Origin of the sequence: Burkholderia sp. ABCPW 14 (assembly GCF_001523835.1) — a bacterium.
GTDB lineage: Bacteria > Pseudomonadota > Gammaproteobacteria > Burkholderiales > Burkholderiaceae > Burkholderia > Burkholderia mayonis.
The window spans coordinates 123,542-141,992 of sequence record NZ_LOVS01000055.1; the positions used below are offsets into that span (position 1 = coordinate 123,542).

Here is an 18,451-nt window from a genome sequence, read left to right on the forward strand (position 1 = left end):
GCGTTATCCGTCGGTCGCGCGGCGACGCGGCGGCGCTGCCAGGCCGGCTATTCGTCCGCTGCACCGCAGCGCTCGCACGCGACTTGCGTGACCTGGCGCGCGGCCGGGTCGTCGGCGAGCCGCACGGCCGACAGCCGATTGCCCCACACGCAACCCGAATCCAGCGCGACCAGGTTGTCGCGCAGCATCAGTCCCAATGCGGCCCAGTGGCCGAACACGATCGTGACGTCGGCGGTTTTCCGTCCCGGCACGTCGAACCACGGCAGATAGCCGGCGGGCGCGGACGCGGGGCCGCCGTTCGCCCGAAACTCCATCGCGCCGTCGGGCGTGCAGAAGCGGATGCGCGTGAATGCATTGAAGGCGACCCGCAGCCGGTCTGCCTTCTTTAGATTCGGACTCCAGCAATTGGGGTCGTTGCCGTACAGATTGCGCAGCGTGTCGTGCCAGTTCGGCGCGCGCAGCGCGCGCTGCAGCTCGTCGGCGAGCTCGAGCGCGAGCGTCGCGTCCCATTGCGGCAGCACGCCCGCATGCACCATCAGCATGCCGCGCTCGAAGTGCGCGAACGGCCGGTGGCGCACCCATTCGACCAGGTCGTCGGCGTCGGGCGCATCGAGGATCTCGCCGATCGTGTCGCTCGGCTTCAGCGTGCGGATGCCGGCCGCGACCGACAGCAGATGCAGATCGTGATTGCCGAGCACGGCGATCGCGCGCTCGCCGAGCGCGGCGACTTCGCGCAGCGTCGCGAGCGACGCGGGCCCGCGGTTGACGAGGTCGCCTGCAAACCAGAGTGGGGTGTCGGCTGCCGGAGAGAGCTTGTCGAAGAGCTGCCGGTAGGCGGCGTGGCAGCCTTGGAGGTCGCCGAAGGCAAGGGGCGGGCTGCTGGATAAATTTGTCATTCCTTTGCATTCGTGACGAAATCGGGTCCACGGTATCACAAGAAACGACATCGATCCGAGTCGATTGGCGACGGAGAAAATTCAATCTGCCGGCGATCGCTGCGGTAGAAACGTTCTCGAAAATATCGTGCCGCGAGTAAACTTCCCGAGCTGTTTCAAGATGTTAGAGGGATGTATTTTCACTTCCTTGCCCGTATAATTGCGGCCTTGTGGGGCAGTAGCTGTGCGCTGCCGACTTGGGCGCATGGTTCGATCGAGCCATGCGGCCACAACCGGCGGCGAGACTCGAGCGACCAACGGCATTCTCCGGAACATGCCGGCCATGCTGACATCACGCCGGTTGTTTGACCGACTCCCAATTTCAGCAAAGGAATCCCATGATTTTGGTAACGGGCGGCGCCGGTTTCATCGGCGCCAACTTCGTGCTTGACTGGCTGGCTCAATCCGACGAGGCGGTGCTGAACGTCGACAAGCTGACGTACGCGGGCAACCTCGGCACGCTGAAGTCGTTGCAGGGGAATCCGAAGCACGTGTTCGCGCGCGTCGACATCTGCGATCGCGCCGCAATCGACGCGCTGTTGGCGCAACACAAGCCGCGCGCGATCCTGCACTTCGCAGCCGAAAGCCACGTCGACCGCTCGATTCACGGTCCGGCCGATTTCGTGCAGACGAACGTGGTCGGCACCTTCACGCTGCTCGAGGCCGCGCGCCAGTACTGGAGCGCGCTCGACGCCGACGTGAAGGCCGCGTTCCGCTTCCTGCACGTGTCGACGGACGAAGTGTTCGGCTCGCTGTCGGCGACCGATCCGCAGTTCTCCGAGACGACGCCGTACGCGCCGAACAGCCCGTACTCGGCGACGAAGGCGGGCTCCGATCATCTCGTGCGCGCGTATTACCATACGTACGGGCTGCCGGTGCTGACGACGAACTGCTCGAACAACTACGGTCCGTATCAATTCCCCGAGAAGCTGATTCCGCTGATGATCGCGAATGCGCTTGCCGGCAAGCCGTTGCCCGTCTACGGCGACGGACAGAACGTGCGCGACTGGCTGTATGTCGGCGATCACTGCAGCGCGATTCGCGAGGTGCTCGCGCGGGGCGTGCCGGGCGAGACGTACAACGTCGGCGGCTGGAACGAGAAGAAGAACCTGGACGTCGTGCATACGCTGTGCGATCTGCTCGACGAAGCGCGGCCGAAGGCGGCGGGTTCGTACCGCGATCAGATCACGTACGTGACCGATCGCCCGGGCCACGATCGCCGCTATGCGATCGACGCGCGCAAGCTTGAGCGCGAACTGGGCTGGAAGCCGGCCGAGACGTTCGAGACTGGCCTCGGGAAAACCGTGCGCTGGTACCTCGACAATCAGGAGTGGGTCGACGAGGTGGCGTCGGGCGACTACCGCAAGTGGGTCGAAACGAACTACGCGCAACGCGCGTAAAGGTTGAATCGATGGCGCGCAAGGGCATAATTCTCGCCGGCGGTTCCGGCACGCGGCTGTATCCGATCACGCACGCCGTGTCGAAGCAACTGCTGCCGGTCTACGACAAGCCGATGATCTACTACCCGCTGTCTACGTTGATGGTGGCGGGCATCCGCGACGTGCTGATCATCTCGACGCCGCAGGACACACCGCGCTTCGAGGCGATGCTGGGCGACGGCAGCCAGTGGGGGATGAGCATCCGCTATGCGGTGCAGCCGTCGCCGGACGGGCTCGCGCAGGCGTTCATCATCGGCCGAGAATTCGTCGGCAACGATCCGTCGACGCTGATTCTCGGCGACAACATCTTCTACGGCCACGATCTCGCGAAGCAGCTCGAGCGTGCGTCGGAGCACGAATCAGGCGCGACGGTGTTCGCCTACCACGTGCACGATCCGGAGCGCTACGGCGTCGTCGAGTTCGACCGCGATTTCCGCGCGCTGTCGATCGAGGAGAAGCCCGCGAAGCCGCGTTCGAACTACGCGGTGACGGGGCTGTACTTCTACGACGACCAGGTGTGCGACATCGCGGCGGACATCAAGCCGTCCGCGCGCGGCGAGCTGGAGATCACCGACGTGAATTCCCGCTATCTCGCCGCGGGCGCGCTCAACGTCGAAATCATGGGGCGCGGTTATGCGTGGCTCGATACGGGCACGCACGATTCGCTGATCGAAGCGGCGACGTTCATCGCGACGCTGCAAAAGCGCCAGGGGCTCGTCGTCGCGTGTCCCGAGGAGATCGCGTACCGCCGGCAGTGGATCGACGCGGAGCAGGTGCTGAAGCTCGCGCAGCCGCTCGCGAAGAACGGCTACGGACAATATCTGAAACACATTCTCACGGATCAAGTCGCATGGCCATCCAAGTAACGCCGACGGCGCTGCCTGAAGTCAAGATTATCGAGCCGAAGGTGTTCGGCGACGCGCGGGGCTTCTTCTTCGAAAGCTTCAACGCGCGGGAATTCGCCGAGCAGGTGGAGGCGGGCGTCGAGTTCGTCCAGGACAATCATTCGCGCTCGGCGAGGGGCGTGCTGCGCGGGCTGCACTATCAGATCCAGCATGCGCAGGGCAAGCTCGTGCGCGTGGTCGAAGGCGAAGTGTTCGATGTCGCGGTCGACATCCGCAAGAGCTCGCCGAATTTCGGCAAATGGGTGGGCGTCGTGCTGTCGAGCGACAACCATCGGCAGTTGTGGGTGCCGCCCGGTTTCGCGCACGGCTTCGTCGTGCTGTCGGAGGCTGCGCAGTTCCTCTACAAGACGAACGATTACTGGTATCCCGAATTCGAGCGGAGCATCGTGTGGAACGATCCGGCGATCGGGATCGAATGGCCGATCGATTTCGAGCCGCTGCTTGCGGCGAAGGATGCGGCGGGCAAGCGTTTTGTCGACGCCGAACATTACGCATGAGGTGGGCATGACGGTACGCGAGCGGGTGATTCTGCTGACGGGAATCAACGGGCAGGTCGGTCACGAACTAGCTCGTAGTTTGCAAGGCCTGGGTCGAGTCGTCGCGTTTGATCGGTGCGAACTCGACTTGTCGGATCTGGACGCGACGCGTCGGGTCGTGAGGGACGTTGCACCTGACTGGATCGTGAATCCGGCGGCTTACACTGCGGTCGACAAGGCGGAAGCAGACGTGGCTGCGGCAATGCGCCTGAATGCAGAGGTCCCCGGCTTGTTGGCCGAGGAAGCGAAGCGTCTCGGCGCCGCGCTCGTCCATTACTCGACCGATTATGTATTCGATGGCACGAAGGTGGGTGCCTACGTCGAGGATGATCGCGTCAATCCGCAGAATGTTTACGGCAAGGGCAAACTGGCCGGCGAGCAGGCCGTCGTGGCTTCCGGCTGTCATCACTTGATTTTCCGCACAAGCTGGGTGTATGGAACCCGCGGTCGGAATTTTCTGCTCACGATGCTGCGACTCGGGGCGGAGCGCGAGGAGTTGAGCGTCGTGGCCGACCAGTTTGGCGCGCCGACATGGTCGCGCACGATCGCGGAGTTGACCGCACATGTGCTCGCACAATCGGTAGTAACAGGTGCCCAGCAAGTCGATTGGTGGGGAGAACGTTCCGGCGTATATCACCTTACGGCGGGAGGCGTGACGTCCTGGCATGCGTTTGCCGAGGCGATCTTCGCATTTTCCGATTTGATGAATAAGCCGATTGTGCGTGCGATTCTGTCGTCGTCCTACCCAACGCCGGCGGTGCGGCCGCTCAATTCCCAGCTTTCGAATCAAAGGTTGGCCGAGACTTTTGGCGTGTCTGCACCAGATTGGCGCGACGCGCTGCGACTATGCCTGGAAACGGATTGAGCGACGCTGTCGGTGATTGGCCGCGTACTGGTGCGGTGATCGTTTTTTTTCACCCCGACGAAGTATGCATTGCGAGGGCCAATCGTCTTGCTAACGCGATGCATTGTGTGGTCGTCGACAATACGCCCGTCGCCCGGGAGCGCGATGCAATTGGCTTGTCCGAGTCGATCGAGTACGTGGCGAACGGCGAGAATCTGGGCATTGCAGCCGCGCTGAACCGAGGTGTCGGCGCACTGATTCGCGGCGGTTTCGAGATAGCTATTCTTTTCGACCAGGACAGCGATCCGCCGATGAACCTGCTCTCGGAGTTGCCGCGCGTCTTGATGGGCACGAATGCTACGGGTCTGCAGGTGGCGCTTGCCGGTCCGGCTTACGAGGATCGCCGGTTGCGCGGCGTCGCGCCGTTCGTTCGCTTCGGGTGGGGCAAGCTCAAGCGTATTCCGCCCGTCGGCGACGTGCCCATTGATGTCGACTTTCTCATCACGTCGGGCTCTTGCATCAATCTTGCTTGCTGGTCGGACATTGGCGTGATGGACGAAGCACTATTCATTGATTTCGTCGATCTCGAATGGTGCGTGCGAGCCAAGCAAAAGGGGTATCGGGTCGTCGGAGTGCCATGGCTTCGGATGACTCATGAACTCGGCGGTGAGCCGGTTCGCGTGCTGGGCCGCGCCTATCCGATGCACGGACCGTTGCGGCACTATTACCAGTTCCGCAACGTGGTCGCATTAGTCAAGCGGGCGTCGATGCCGCTGACGTGGAAGACGACGGAACTCGTCAAGTTGCCGGTCCGTCTGCTGGTTTACTGCTTTTTTCCCACCGATAGGAAAGCACACCTGAAGATGGCATGGCGCGGCATTGTTGACGGTTGGCGCGGCCGACTCGGAGCATACCGCGCCCATTGATTTTCTCGAGAATCGACTGACCGACGCAGTTCAGTCGAACATGCGCACGCGCGGCGGATCGGCGAGCGTGAAGGGTAAAACGTCAGTGCCTAGCGATAGATTCGGGTTGTAGGCAGGATCGCGTTCGAGCGCGGCCCCCCAGCGTTGCTCCATCCAGTCGACTTCCCTTGCAAAGCGTGCGTACTTCTCCGGCGCCATGTCAGAGCCGCGCGTCGCCGATTCGTGGTGATAGAGCTCGGCGTAAGGCGTCCACACGTTTGCGTAACCTGCTTCGCGAACCCGCAAGCAGAAGTCGACATCATTAAATGCGACGGCGAGTTCCTCGTTCATCCCGCCGACTTCGTCGAATACAGACTTTCGAATCACGAGGCAGGCGGCGGTGACCGCAGACAGATTCTGCATCGTCACTGCACGATTGAAATATCCGAGATGCCCACGCCTCAACATGTGATGCATATGACCAGCGATGCCGCCGAGGCCGAGCAGAACACCGCCGTGCTGGAGCACGTCGTTCGGATACCAGAGCGCAGCGCCGACCGCGCCGTTGCCAGGCTGTGACGCGAGGCCCACCATCTCATCAAGCCAATCGGGCGAGATAACCTCGGTATCGTTGTTCAGCAGGCAGAGATAGGCACCGGTCGACACGGCCGCCGCGCGATTGTTCAACGCGGAAAAGTTGAATGGTGAATCGTCGCGCAGAATCCGGACGTTCGGCCGCTGTCCGATTTCGGCGAAGTACGCGAGCGTTTCGTTTTCGAAACTGCCGTTATCGACAACAATGATCTCATAGTTGGGGTAGAGCGTTTTTTGCAGGACGCTGTCAATGCACTGCCGCACGAGGGCGACGCCATCCCGAGTCGGAATGACGATCGAAACTCGTGGCGCTGGGCTTGGAATCGTATAGCGAATACGCAGGATGCCGAGCGAATCGAATGGCTGTTCGACCGTGGCCGCAATGCTGGTCCGCTTCAGATGCTCGTCGACGGCGCGAAGCGCCGCTTGCGCTGCGTAGGGTTTTGCGTCACGGGTCCCGGCGGTACTGCTCGGCGTGATCCGCCAGTGATAGAGCACATGCGGAATATGGACCACCGTGGCGTGCCCGGCGATTTCGACACATCGCCACGCCAGGTCGTAATCCTGGCTGCCCTCGAAGCCCGGGCGAAAGCCGCCTGCGGCTTTGACCAGCGCCGTCTCAATGACGCCGAGGTGTGAGAACATGTTCTGCGTCGCGAACATCGCCGGATTCCAATCGCTCTTGAAATACGGCATCGTCCGCTTGCCGTCCTCGGTGAGCTTATCCTCGTCGCTATAGAACATGCGTGCGTCGGGGTGGCGATTCATGTATTGGGCGACGACGAACAGCGCATGGGCGGGCAGGATGTCATCGTGATCGAGCAGCGCAATGTACTCGCCTGTCGCAAGCGTCAGCGCACTGTTGCTGGCTTCAGAGATATGGCCGTTCGTTTCGCGGAACACGGCCTTGATTCGCACATCTTCGGCTTGGTGCTGGCGGATGATCCGACCAGGCGCGTCACTTGTCGACGCGTCGTCGGCAAGGCAAAGTTCCCAGTGCGGATAGATTTGTGTGCGCACCGACCGGATCATCGCGTCCAGCAGCGACGGGTCGCTGTTGTATGTCGGCACGACGATCGAAATCACCGGTTTGCGCTTGAAGGCCTGCATCAGCATCTGTGCTTTCAGGCGCTGCGCATCACCGAGCGTGTCGTATTTGTCGATCCATGCGTGATAGACAGCGTCGGACGGCGGGGCGTCAGCAAATCCCATGCCGCCGCGCAAACGTCGAAGGCGAGCGAAAAAGCCACCAAGGCCTTCGCGGCGAAGCGCTTTGCCGTAGTACATGAACGCGCCCGCATAATTGCCCTGAACGTTTGCTTGCCGCTGAATTGTCTCGCTGACGATGCGCACGATTCGCGCGACGGCCGCGATCTGCCTCAATGGTGCGGTGATGCGCCAGGATACGGATTGGCGCAGCGTAGCCAATTCGCGTTCCAATTGCTCGCGTTTGCTTTCCGCCGACAGGTGGCGCACGAGGTCCGCGCGAAGGGTGACGAGTTCGTGCTCGAGTTCGGCGATGCGTTGAATTGCATTGCTTCGTTCTGGCTCGTGCTCAGCGCCCGCAAGCGTATCGCTATGAGTTGGCGCGGTGGCCTGGAGATTGGAAGGTTGGCCGGATGTCATGTATGTTGGGCTGCATACGCAAGTCGAGTTGGACGGAGCGCTTCGCGGCCGCGCCGCTCAAATTTCCCCAGCGGACTCGCGAACGTAGAGATCGATGCGGCTCATCGGTACGCCGATGAGGCCGGTCGCCACGCGGGACGCTTCGGACTTCACGATCAAAGCGTCGTGAATGCAATCGGCGACTTCGATTGGCCCGTTTTTGCAGGTCGTGCAGAAAACGGAGAATGCGTATTCGCCAGGAGGCAGAATCGGCATGTCGAACCGAAACTCGGCCATGATCGCGGGGCTCGCGTGTGCGTCAGCCTCGTCCGCAACCTGTGCGAACGAAGTGTCGTCGCCGAAAAGCGGTTCGCCGAGCCTATCTTTGACAAAAAACGCAATGGTGGGCGTTGAGCCGCAGTTGGGGCGTCGTACGAGGATACGAAGCACGACGTGCTCGCTGCCGATTACCCACGCGATAGGCGCGCCGTTTTCGTTGGTCAGGTGTGCCGATTCGATAAGCTCGCGAGTGCGGTGGATGGGAAGCGTATGCGGATCGATGCATATCCCTGTGTTTTGCGGGACAGGGACTGTTTTGCGCAACGGAAAAAGCAGCCGTTGATCCGCCGTCGCGATGTCCGAGTCGCGCTCGGCCTGATCAACCGACGCCTTCGCGCTCACTTTCTCGTCATGCTGCCATGTGACGCCTTCGCCTTGCTGCTGCTTGTAGAACGCCTCGAAGTAGTGAGTGCATACTGCCTTGGCGCTACCCGATTCAAGTATCTGACCGCGATCGAGCCAAATGACGCGGTCGCACAACCCGCGGATCGCGGACGCGTCGTGACTTACGAAGAGTACCGTTCCGGTTTGCTGGAAACGCCGCAGAAAGCGCATGCACTTCTGGGTGAAGAAGGCATCGCCGACCGCCAACGCTTCGTCGACGACGAGAATGTCGGCGTCGACGTGCGCGATCACCGCGAACGCGAGGCGCACGAACATGCCGCTCGAATAAATCTTGACCGGTTGATCGATGAAGTGTCCGATGTCGGCGAACGCGATGATGTCTTCGACGCGGGCGTCGATCTGCTCACGCGTCAACCCGTGAAGCTGGCCGTTGATGTAGATATTCTCGCGGCCAGTATATTCGGCGTCGAAGCCGGAGCCGAGTTCCAGCAACGCGGCAATGCGACCATTCGTGCGCACGTCGCCTGTCGTTGGCGCGAGCGTTCCGCACACGATCTGTAGCAGAGTACTCTTGCCGGAGCCGTTGCGTCCGATGATCCCAACCGTTTCGCCACGGGCGATCTCGAAGTCGACGTCCTTGAGTGCCCAGAACATGCGAACGCAAGATCGTGCGTGCGTGAGCAGCCTGCGCCTTAGCGTGGCTAGCGGCGCGATGCCGCCCAGCAATCCGTAGACGCTTCGCTTCAGGCGATCGGCCGGCTTGTTGTACGACTCGAAACCCTTGCTCAGCGAAGTAGCGCGGATGACGACTTCAGATGACATCTGCAAAGCCCCTGCGGGTTTTTTGGAACCAGGCGAATCCGATCCAGGCGATGATTGCCGCCATCACCGAATAGGAAATCCAGTGATTCCAGTCGATCATGCGACCCCAGACGAGCACATCGCGACTTTGCTCGATCGGGAACGTCATGGGATTTAAATAGACGAATCCTCGAAACCGCTCCGGCAGAGAGGAAACCGGAAAGAAAACCGGTGACAGGAACATCAGCGCCGTGATGGCGATGCCGACCGTTTGGCCGATGTCGCGCAAATAGACCCCCGTCGCGGCAAGCATCCAGCTCACGCCCATGATGAAGACGCAAAGGGGGGCGAGGACGATTGGAAACAGCAAGGCGGTTGTGGGTACGGTGCCAACGATGAACCATTCGGCAACGAGGAGAATGAGCACGCTGACGCAGAGGTGGAACAAAGCTGACAGTAGAGTCACACATGGCAGGACTTCGAGCGGAAACACGATTTTCTTGACGAAGTTCGTATTCGACAGGATCTGCGATGGCGCACGGTTGATGCATTCCGAGAACAGGTTGAACATGATCATGCCGGCGAATAGTACGACTGCGAACTCGCCTTTCGACGCGCTGTGCGCGGAATCGCTCCAGCGCGACTTGAAGACCTCGCTGAACACGAATGTATAGACGCTTAGCATCATGATCGGCGTGAGCAACGACCAGAGTATGCCGAGGAACGATCCTTTGTAGCGTCCGACGGCGTCGCGCCGTGCAAGATCGAACATCAGACGCCGGTTCTTCACCAGCGATGCGGCGAGGTATCGCGGCGAAACGCTAAAGCTTTGCATAGATTCGATTGGCTATCTCAGCGGAAATGACAAAGGATATCGGGCATTTAAGCGATCGGCGCGACGGCTGGTCGCAACTTCGCGGGCATGGAGCAAGGGCGCCGGCATCTGTGTTGACTATCTCGAGGCGGCGTTGCGGGGCGAGGGCTCACTCGGCACGCGCAATTATCTCACACTGGATTTGCAGTTGATCGGGCGGGGCTTCGACACTGTTTGTGTCGAAGTGTAAATGCTGAAATCGGTTGCGCATGCCGGAGGGGCCGGATCGTGCACCGACGTGGCAATGTCACAGTCGCAGTAGCCCGTGGGATTTGGATGCCCGGCGCGTAGCCGCGAGCAGCGAACGAGGCCTACGCAGAATTTCCCATATTGTGAAATGGAGAAACGAGGTAGAATCACGGCCTATTTGCCATCGGCGTCGTTTCCCACGGCCGAAGCGTCACCTTTCGCGGGCGAGCATGTCGCACTCGGTTCGCATTGCGACGCGCGAAGCCGCCTCGGGACCAACAGTTTACATGCCTGAAAACATAGCAATCGAAGCTATCCAGATCAGCAAGGGGTTCGCGTCATACGAACGGCCTGCCGATCGGCTGAAAAGAAGTGTGCTTGGAGCCGCAGCCAGGTTCGCGCCGAATGCGGCCGCGCGCAGTGCGGCACATCGCCGTGCGGACACGCTTTCAAACATGTTTTGGGCACTGCGCGACGTGAGCTTTTCCGTGGCCGCAGGCGAGACGGTCGGCATCATCGGTCGCAATGGCTCGGGCAAGAGCACGCTTTTGCAGATCGTGTGCGGGACGCTGGCACCGACGGCAGGAGACATCGTGGTTCGCGGAAAGGTGGCTGCGCTCCTCGAACTCGGCTCCGGCTTCGACGTCGAATACACGGGCCGCGAGAACATCTATCTGAACGCGCAGTTGTACGGGCTGTCGCGTCAGCAGATTGACGAGCGCTACGATTCGATCGTGGCGTTCGCCGACATTGGCGACTTCATCGATCAACCGGTCAAGACCTATTCGAGTGGCATGTTCGTGCGCCTGGCGTTCGCAGTGATTGCACACGTCGATGCGGACATCCTGATCATCGACGAGGCGCTTGCCGTGGGCGACGCCTTCTTCAATCAGAAGTGTTACCGGTTTCTTCATGTCTTCAAGAAGCACGGAACCATTCTGTTCGTCAGCCATGATACGTCGACGATCAAGAAACTGTGCTCGAAGGTAATCTGGATCGATAGCGGACGAATCGTTGCCGAGGGCGACCCTGCTGAAGTCTGTACTGCGTACTTGGAGGCGCGACATGGGGCGTCGAGTGCGCGGACTGCCAGCGGTGCGCAGCGTGTCGAGCCGAAGCAGGTGCCCGCTGCGCACGACCAGCGTCGAGACATCATTAATGCATCGCCGCTGCGCAATGACATTCAGGTGCTGCCATTCGATCACCATGCACGGGCGTTCGGCTCCGGCGGCGCGCAGATTGTCGACGTCTCGTTCGTCGATGGCGAGAAGCGGCGGCTCGAGTGGATCGTCGGTGGCGAGGCCGTGACGTTGCGCGTCGCCATCAAGGTGGACGATGCACTCGTGTCGCCCATCGTTGGCTTCTTTCTGAAGAATGAGCGGGGGCAGGAACTGATCGGAGATAATACCTACGCGAGTTACGCAGACAGGCCGGTTCGCTGTGACGGGGACACTACGCTTTGCGCGGAGTTTTCGTTCTTGATGCCCGTCTTGCCCGTAGGGCGTTTCTCGATCAATGTGGCCGTGGCGGAAGGCACGCAATACGATCACATCCAACTCCATTGGATTCATGATGCGCTGCCGCTCGACGTGCATACGTCGAGGGTCAGGCACGCGCTCGTCGGTGTGCCGATGGTGCACGTCGAAGTTTCGCCGGCATCGTAGTGACGGGCGGATCCGATCGCGTCGCGTGATTGTCGCCGCTACCAGCGGAGGACGGCGGAGCAAATAATGAGATCAGTTCATCCAGGCTACGCCAGTTAGTAGAGCAGGATTTTTCAACATGACAATGCAAGCCCGAAGGTTTCGATTCAAAGGTGCAGAAAACGGCCACGAGTTTACCGGTGAGCGTTATCTGCCTGGGGTGGGCGGCCCGATTCAATACGAGCACTATCATCGCTATCTCTTCTCGACGGGGCTCTGCGCGGGCAAGGATGTGCTCGACATCGCGTCCGGGGAGGGCTATGGGTCGGCACTGCTCGCGCAAGCTGCGAAGTCCGTGATCGGCGTCGATATCGACGCGCGAGCCGTACAGAACGCACGCGTCAGGTATGGCGACCAGGCCAATTTGCGATTCGAATACGGTAGCGCGACAAGCATCCCGCTGCCGGATGCTTCGGTCGACATACTCAATTCGTTCGAGACGCTAGAGCATTTCCGTGAGCACGAGGCTTTCATGCGCGAGGCCCGTCGCGTGCTGAAACCCAATGGTCTGATGATAATTTCGACACCCAATCGACCGATCTATTCGCCGTCGGGTGCGCCGCCGAACGAATATCACGTACGCGAACTCGATCGCGACGAGTTCGTCGAATGGTTGAAGAGTGGATTCATGCATTTCGTTCTCTTCGAGCAGAAGCCGATCGCGGGTTCCGTGCTGCAGCGAGAAGGGAGGGTGGGCGCACGCGAGATCCATTGCTGGTCGGAAACTTCGATCGGCGAATACCGTTCGACGCTCGGCGTCGTGGATCCGGTCTATTTCATCGCGATCGCATCCGACGGCCCGATTCCGGAGCCGGACGACGATCTCCTGGACGGCGGCGTGTCATTCGGCCGTTACGACAACGCCCGCAACGATCAGATCGGCGCTCAAGGCGCCGAGATCGTGCGCTTGACGACCGAGACGATGAGCCGTGCTGACGAAATCGGCCGTCTGGTGGCCGACACTGTCAGACTGACCGAAGAGGTGCTAAAGCGCGATGCGGAAATCGGTCGTCTAACGGTCGAAACCGTGAGACTTAATGAAGTCATCATCGAGTGCAACGCGCAGATCGCGAAGCTCACGAGCGAACTGGGCCGCCTGAGGGGGGGGGGGAATGTGCCTCGGGCGGTTATCGCCGCGCAGCCTGCCGACGCAATGCCCGTTCGGGAAGTGCTGAATGCGCTCGCTGAGCAGAAAGAAGTGTCGAGGCAGCTGCTGTCGCAAGTCGACGAAATGGCGGGGTATGTGAAGCGCGCGAACGCGGGTGGGGTTGGTTCGCTGCACGCGTTTGCTGCAGGGCCGGCGGCTGAACCCGCGATCGAGCCTTCGATAGCGGCGCTGCTGCGTGAGAACGAAGATCTGCGCCAACAAGCCGACATGATTTTCCGCTCGGCCTCTTGGCGCGTCACGAAACCGTTGCGTTTTGCTGCGCGGCGTCTGCGCACGGCTCGCCAGCGGCAAGCTTCGGCACGTTCGGATGCTGTTCCGGGAGGCCGTGTCGCCGAGGCCGTCATATCCACCGCCGTATCGGCGAGCACGCTGCGTCGATTCGAGCAATCTGCCGTACCGCGCGCGATCGTGGTCGTTCAATCGACCGGTCGCGGCAAGGCGCTCGACCACTGTCTCGCTGCGTTGAGTCAGCATACGACGTCGGTTCCGTTCCAGGTATTGCTGGCCGGTCCGGCAGACGCGCGGCTCGTGGCCGACAGTGGGGTCCGCGCACTTGCGATCGTGGAGGCGGGGATGTCGCTCGCCACGCTGGCCGAGTTCATCGCGTCGCCGGACGAGGCATTTGTCGTGTTGATTTCGGAAGATCTTGCTGCACATCCCGGTTGGCTTGAGGCGATTGACGAGGTCTTCGCGCGCTTTCCCGATGCGGCGGCCGTGACTGGGCTCGTGCTCAACAGGCACGGGCAGGTGCGGGCGGCAGGCGCCGTTGTCGATGCGAGCGCTCGGATGAAGCCGTTCGGCGTCGGCTTGGCGGCGGACAACCCGTTGATTCGCACCGTCGTTCCGGTGAAGGCGGCGAGCCCCGGGATCATCGCAATCCGCAAGCGCATCTGGGACGATATCGCAAGCGCGTTCGATCACGTGCCGCCGGTTTCAACTGGTCTTGTGTTGATTGCGCTCGAACTCGCCAAGCGCGGTGCGAATACGTATCTGCAGCCGTTCGCGCGGTTTACCGCACATGGTCCGGACGAGTGCGCCGACGTTCCCGTCAGTTCTACATGGGATGATGCGCATCAACGCTGGTCGCTTCGGCAGCGTTACGAAAAATTGTTCCGCGCTGATCGGGCGTTCGGTGACGTGCTGCCGCTGTCGCATCGCCCGAAGATCGTGATCGTCGATGCGTTCGTGCCGAAGCCCGATCAAGACTCCGGATCGGTCGACGCGTACTGGTACATGCGCATCTTCCGCGAGTTCGGATTCGACGTAAGTTTCATCGCCGCCTTCGAGCAGACGCCAGTCGAAAGCTATGCGGACGCGCTTCGGCGCTGGGGCGTGCGCGTGCAATATGCTACCGATCTTCCGTCGCTCAATCGTCTCGTGACAGAAGAAGCGAAGGGCGCCGCGGTTGTGATCGCACAGCGCATCATTGTCGCGCGACACGTGATCGAGCCGCTTCGCCATGATGTGCCGGGTATCAAGATCGTGTTCGGCACAGTCGACTTGCATTATCTGCGGGAAGAGCGAGCGGCGATTCTCGAGCGTTCGCCGGAGGCTCTCGAAGAGGCGCTGCTGTTGCGGCGAGCGGAGATTCAGGCGGTGTCCGAGGCCGACGCGACAATCGTCGTCAGCCGCCTCGAGGGCGACATCCTCAGAGACATCGTGCCGGACGCGAACGTACATCGAATTCCGATTCCGCGCTTGCCTACTCGGTCGACCCGTTCGTTCGACGAGCGCTCGGGCGTGCTGTTTGTCGGCGGTTTTGCTCACCGTCCCAACGTCGATGCCGTGAAGTTCCTGGTAAAGGACATTTGGCCGCTCGTGCGCCGGCGTTTGCCGGATGCGGAATTGCGCATCGTGGGTAGCGGTACGACAGATGAAGTGCGCACGCTCGATAACCCTGTCGCCGGCGTGACGATCGTCGGTTTCGTGGAGAACCTTGGAGAAGTGATGGACGCCGCGCGAGTTTCAGTCGCGCCGCTGCGTTTCGGTGCAGGAATCAAAGGCAAGGTTGTGTCCAGTCTATTGCACGGGCTACCGTGCGTACTGAGCAAGGTGGCGAGCGAGGGGATGGGGCTCGTCGCTGGCGAGCAGGTGCTCGAGGGCGACGGCGCGGAGGAGATCGCCGATGCGATCGTGAAACTGCACGAAGATCGCCAGCTTTGGCAGCATGTCGCCGATGCCGGCTTTGTGGCGGCTGCCGCCGAGTATTCCGTGGAGAGCGTCGCGAACCTGTTGTCGGGTTTGCTCGACTCCATCGGAGTCAAGGCGGGCTCCCGCAAACTCCGGTCGAACGCGTTCGATATTCACTGACGAAATCACTGGACTTCATTCAAATTCATGTTGCGCTCCTTGCTTTCAATGTTTCGTAAGCCGCCGCAGCGTCGCCCGCGTTCGGACGGCCGACTCGGCGTCGTGATCGAATTGGCGTCGTTCGATAAAGGCGGTCTTGAGAAAGTGGTGCTCGACTCGGCGATCGCATTCGATAGAAACCGATTCGACGTAACGATCGTCACGCCGGGCAAGGTTGGGCATCTCGGCGCTGTTGCGCGCGACGCGGGTTTGACGGTGGTCGGTCTGCCGTCTTCGAACACGCTTGCGGCGTACGAGCGCGTGCTCCGTGAATTGACCGCAGATGTCTCGATGTCGCACTTCTCGGATACCGGTTATCCGCTGTTCGCGCGGCTCGGCATTCCGAACATCACGTTCATCCACAATGTTTACGCGTTCTTTTCGGACGCGCAGGCGCAGTCGTTCGCGAGCAACGACCGGTACGTGGATCGCTACGTGTCGGTCTCGAAAAATGCGACGCGTTACGCGGTGCAGAAGCTCGGCGTATCGGAGAGCAAGGTCGTGACCGTGCCGAACGGGTTGATCCTTTCGGAGCACGAATCGAGGGAGAGGAAACCGGCAAAGCTGACACGCGCGCAGCTAGGTCTCGCCGACACGGATTACGTCTTCGCGAACGTTGCGTCCTATAATTTGCACAAGGGACACTACGTGATGGCGGACGCGATGCGCCATTTGCTGACGCGCCGACAGGACGTAAAGATACTGTGCGTTGGCAATGTTATCTTCCCGCCGCACGTTGACGCGCTGCGCCAGTATCTTGTCGAACATGGACTCGAGCAGCATATTCTGATGCCGGGTTATTTCCCCGATGTCGAGGACGTGCATCGAATGGCGGATGCTTTTCTTCTGCCGTCGTTCATCGAAGGGTGGAGCATCGCAATGAACGAGGCGATGTTCTATCAAAAGCCGATGATCCTGACCGACACCGGCGCGTCGGCGGAAGTGATCGAGAACGGCGATGTTGGCATACTGATTCCAAACGAATACGGCGATACGCCGAACCTGAACTCGAAACTGCTGGATGAACTTGCCTATGTGCCTCGGCAGTATGCGATCGCTCCGCGCCTTGCCGATGCGATGGACGAGATGGCATCGAATGCCGACGTGTGGCAAAAGCGCGGCATGCTTGGTCGTTGCAAGATCTATGAGCGATTCGATTTCGCGAATATCGTCAAGCGGTACGAGGAAATCATCGAGGGCGCAGTGAAGGCCGCGAATCGCTGAGCGGCGTGAGAGGGGGCACATGATCCATTCGTTGAAGTCGTTCTGCCGTTTCGTCCGCTGGCGTTTCAAGCCGGCAGTGTGTTTTTATCTCGGCAATCACCTCTTCATGAACTACATGCCGTATCGCATCCGGCATTGGTTTTTGCGGCGATTCTGCCAGGTGCGGATCGGCCGGGATTCGAGCATTGCGATGGGATGCTTCGTTACCGGCTATCACATCTCGATCGGCGACAACACCGTCGTCAACCGCTACACGTATCTCGACGGCCGCGTGCCGCTGACGATCGGGAACAACGTCAACATTTCACACTACACGTTGATCCAGACCTTGACGCACGATCCGCAGAATCCGGATTTCGTGTGTCTATGCAAACCGGTGGTGATCGAGGATCACGCGTGGATCGGCGCGCGCGCGATCATTTGTCCCGGCGTACACATCGGCGAAGGGGCGGTTGTCGGTGCGGGGGCGGTCGTGACGCGTGACGTGGCGCCTTATACGATCGTCGGCGGAAATCCCGCGCGCTTCATCAAGGAACGAACGAGAGATTTGCACTACCGATCGCGCTACTTCCCGTTCTTCGATACCGATATTCAATGAACGAAGCACCGGCCGCTTGCGACCGGTCAGCATATACTGATTGACGAATATGTCGATTTTCCGATTCTGTCGTGCGACCTCTGCGGGAGCAGTAGAGGCCGCCACCATCTCGGTCGTGATCCCTCTCTACAATCATGCCCGTTACATCGAAAGCGCGCTGGATAGCGTGCTGTCGCAGACGTCGCAGGCCGACGAGATCATTCTGATCGACGACGGTTCGTCCGACAACGGCTTTGACATCGCGCAGCGCGTGCTGTCGAAGATTCCAAAGGCGAAGGCGTATCGACAAGACAACGCTGGAGCGCATAACACGATCAATCGCGCGATTGGCTTGAGCCGCGGTGACTTTGTCGCCGTTCTCAACTCCGACGACGTTTTTGTACCTACCAAACTCGCGCGTTGCAGAGCGATCGTGCGCGAGCAACCCGGCGTCGGTCTCATTGCGGGGCGAGTCAGCATCATGGATGACAACGGCGTTAGGCAGCATAGCGGCGCCGCGATCGATTGGCTGAGGCGGGCGCAGCAGTTCCTCGACGACACTAAGCTTGTTCAACTGGCGCTCCTGAACGAGAATTTTGTCGCGACGACGTCGAACATGGTGTTCGACCGTGCGCTGTGGCAAGCTGCGGGTGGTTTCCAGCCGTTGCGGTACTGCCATGATCTCGATTTCCTGATGTTTGCGTTTGCACACAGTTCAGTGTGTGTCGATGGCGATCATGAGCATATTGTCTACCGAGTGCACGAGCGCAATACGATCAAGGAAGATCTGAGCAAAGTACGGATCGAAATTGCGGCCGTGATTGCCCAAGCATTGGCAATGTCCGGTCCGAGGCTCTTTTCCACCGAGTTGGGCGCGGCGGATTTGGCCGCGTTCAAGCGTTTTCTCGACAACAAGGGCATGACGGAACTGCTGTGCTTCTTTCAGACGACGCTGCCCGCCTTTCCGACACGGGCGGCATTCTACGAATACGCCATCGACCCGCGTCACGCGGAAGCCTTTGGATCGACGGTGATTGGTTGACGATTGGAGCGTGATCGATGCCGTCGGCTCGTGAGCGTAAACGGTGTCATTGGTGGCGCAGCAAGGCGAGGGCGCGT

General features: G+C 60.5%; 14 protein-coding genes. 10 read left to right on the top strand and 4 right to left on the bottom strand.

What is annotated here, in order from left to right:
- Window positions 1-47: 47 nt before the first annotated feature.
- Window positions 48-896 carry a symmetrical bis(5'-nucleosyl)-tetraphosphatase gene (locus WS62_RS08020; RefSeq protein ID WP_066487008.1) on the bottom strand — a complete coding sequence of 283 codons (849 nt, stop codon included), beginning with the start codon at window positions 894-896 and terminating at the stop codon, window positions 48-50.
- Window positions 897-1,273: 377 nt separating this feature from the next.
- On the opposite strand from WS62_RS08020, the gene rfbB reads away from it, so the two are divergent.
- Genes rfbB through WS62_RS08045 form a run of 5 tightly spaced genes read left to right on the top strand, consistent with a single transcriptional unit; the run spans window position 1,274 to window position 5,585 of the window.
- Window positions 1,274-2,335 carry a dTDP-glucose 4,6-dehydratase gene (gene rfbB / locus WS62_RS08025; RefSeq protein ID WP_066569862.1) on the top strand — a complete coding sequence of 354 codons (1,062 nt, stop codon included), beginning with the start codon at window positions 1,274-1,276 and terminating at the stop codon, window positions 2,333-2,335.
- An 11-nt stretch (window positions 2,336-2,346) separates the two neighbouring features.
- Complete coding sequence (gene rfbA / locus WS62_RS08030; protein WP_066569863.1) at window positions 2,347-3,240, top strand: glucose-1-phosphate thymidylyltransferase RfbA; 894 nt, start codon at window positions 2,347-2,349, stop codon at window positions 3,238-3,240.
- Window positions 3,225-3,776 (top strand): dTDP-4-dehydrorhamnose 3,5-epimerase, encoded by a 552-nt coding sequence (gene rfbC / locus WS62_RS08035; RefSeq protein ID WP_066569864.1) that lies wholly within the window; start codon window positions 3,225-3,227, stop codon window positions 3,774-3,776. The genes rfbA and rfbC overlap by 16 nt, the downstream gene beginning before the upstream one ends.
- Window positions 3,777-3,783: 7 nt before the next feature.
- The gene (gene rfbD / locus WS62_RS08040; protein ID WP_066569867.1) at window positions 3,784-4,680 is read left to right on the top strand and encodes a dTDP-4-dehydrorhamnose reductase; all 897 of its coding nucleotides are present in this window, start codon (window positions 3,784-3,786) and stop codon (window positions 4,678-4,680) included.
- Window positions 4,677-5,585 carry a glycosyltransferase family 2 protein gene (locus tag WS62_RS08045; protein WP_231748226.1) on the top strand — a complete coding sequence of 303 codons (909 nt, stop codon included), beginning with the start codon at window positions 4,677-4,679 and terminating at the stop codon, window positions 5,583-5,585. Before rfbD ends, WS62_RS08045 begins: the two co-directional genes overlap by 4 nt.
- 30 nt (window positions 5,586-5,615) lie before the next feature.
- On the opposite strand, the gene WS62_RS08050 is transcribed toward WS62_RS08045, so the two are convergent.
- From WS62_RS08050 to WS62_RS08060, 3 genes are read right to left on the bottom strand one after another with little or no spacing between them, the layout of a single operon-like run.
- Window positions 5,616-7,784 (bottom strand): glycosyltransferase family 2 protein, encoded by a 2,169-nt coding sequence (locus WS62_RS08050; protein ID WP_442855069.1) that lies wholly within the window; start codon window positions 7,782-7,784, stop codon window positions 5,616-5,618.
- A gap of 57 nt (window positions 7,785-7,841) precedes the next feature.
- Window positions 7,842-9,269: an ABC transporter ATP-binding protein gene (locus tag WS62_RS08055; protein WP_059583578.1), complete on the bottom strand. Its 1,428-nt coding sequence runs from the start codon at window positions 9,267-9,269 to the stop codon at window positions 7,842-7,844.
- Window positions 9,259-10,083: an ABC transporter permease gene (locus tag WS62_RS08060; RefSeq protein ID WP_059583580.1), complete on the bottom strand. Its 825-nt coding sequence runs from the start codon at window positions 10,081-10,083 to the stop codon at window positions 9,259-9,261. Before WS62_RS08060 ends, WS62_RS08055 begins: the two co-directional genes overlap by 11 nt.
- A gap of 515 nt (window positions 10,084-10,598) precedes the next feature.
- On the opposite strand from WS62_RS08060, the gene WS62_RS08065 reads away from it, so the two are divergent.
- The 5 genes from WS62_RS08065 (at window position 10,599) to WS62_RS08085 (ending at window position 18,374) form a co-directional block, all read left to right on the top strand.
- Window positions 10,599-11,975 (top strand): ABC transporter ATP-binding protein, encoded by a 1,377-nt coding sequence (locus WS62_RS08065; RefSeq protein WP_066569871.1) that lies wholly within the window; start codon window positions 10,599-10,601, stop codon window positions 11,973-11,975.
- A gap of 118 nt (window positions 11,976-12,093) precedes the next feature.
- Window positions 12,094-15,492 carry a glycosyltransferase gene (locus WS62_RS08070; RefSeq protein ID WP_066569883.1) on the top strand — a complete coding sequence of 1,133 codons (3,399 nt, stop codon included), beginning with the start codon at window positions 12,094-12,096 and terminating at the stop codon, window positions 15,490-15,492.
- A gap of 27 nt (window positions 15,493-15,519) precedes the next feature.
- Window positions 15,520-16,755 carry a glycosyltransferase family 4 protein gene (locus tag WS62_RS08075; protein WP_066569888.1) on the top strand — a complete coding sequence of 412 codons (1,236 nt, stop codon included), beginning with the start codon at window positions 15,520-15,522 and terminating at the stop codon, window positions 16,753-16,755.
- 19 nt (window positions 16,756-16,774) lie between these two features.
- Window positions 16,775-17,353, top strand: a complete 579-nt coding sequence (locus WS62_RS08080) for an acyltransferase (RefSeq protein WP_006025513.1) — start codon at window positions 16,775-16,777, stop codon at window positions 17,351-17,353.
- A 49-nt stretch (window positions 17,354-17,402) separates the two neighbouring features.
- On the top strand, window positions 17,403-18,374 hold the full coding sequence (locus WS62_RS08085) for a glycosyltransferase family 2 protein (protein ID WP_066569893.1): 972 nt from the start codon (window positions 17,403-17,405) through the stop codon (window positions 18,372-18,374).
- Window positions 18,375-18,451: the final 77 nt, after the last annotated feature.

Bases quoted from the DNA above. Each gene is read 5' to 3' on its own strand.
- WS62_RS08075 (WP_066569888.1), top strand. From the start codon at position 15,520: ATGTTGCGCTCCTTGCTTTCAATGTTTCGTAAGCCGCCGCAGCGTCGC.
- rfbD (WP_066569867.1), top strand. From the start codon at position 3,784: ATGACGGTACGCGAGCGGGTGATTCTGCTGACGGGAATCAACGGGCAG.
- WS62_RS08020 (WP_066487008.1), bottom strand. From the start codon at position 896: ATGACAAATTTATCCAGCAGCCCGCCCCTTGCCTTCGGCGACCTCCAA.
- rfbB (WP_066569862.1), top strand. From the start codon at position 1,274: ATGATTTTGGTAACGGGCGGCGCCGGTTTCATCGGCGCCAACTTCGTG.
- rfbC (WP_066569864.1), top strand. From the start codon at position 3,225: ATGGCCATCCAAGTAACGCCGACGGCGCTGCCTGAAGTCAAGATTATC.
- WS62_RS08060 (WP_059583580.1), bottom strand. From the start codon at position 10,083: ATGCAAAGCTTTAGCGTTTCGCCGCGATACCTCGCCGCATCGCTGGTG.
- WS62_RS08065 (WP_066569871.1), top strand. From the start codon at position 10,599: ATGCCTGAAAACATAGCAATCGAAGCTATCCAGATCAGCAAGGGGTTC.
- WS62_RS08080 (WP_006025513.1), top strand. From the start codon at position 16,775: ATGATCCATTCGTTGAAGTCGTTCTGCCGTTTCGTCCGCTGGCGTTTC.
- rfbA (WP_066569863.1), top strand. From the start codon at position 2,347: ATGGCGCGCAAGGGCATAATTCTCGCCGGCGGTTCCGGCACGCGGCTG.
- WS62_RS08055 (WP_059583578.1), bottom strand. From the start codon at position 9,269: ATGTCATCTGAAGTCGTCATCCGCGCTACTTCGCTGAGCAAGGGTTTC.
- WS62_RS08070 (WP_066569883.1), top strand. From the start codon at position 12,094: ATGACAATGCAAGCCCGAAGGTTTCGATTCAAAGGTGCAGAAAACGGC.
- WS62_RS08050 (WP_442855069.1), bottom strand. From the start codon at position 7,784: ATGACATCCGGCCAACCTTCCAATCTCCAGGCCACCGCGCCAACTCAT.
- WS62_RS08085 (WP_066569893.1), top strand. From the start codon at position 17,403: ATGTCGATTTTCCGATTCTGTCGTGCGACCTCTGCGGGAGCAGTAGAG.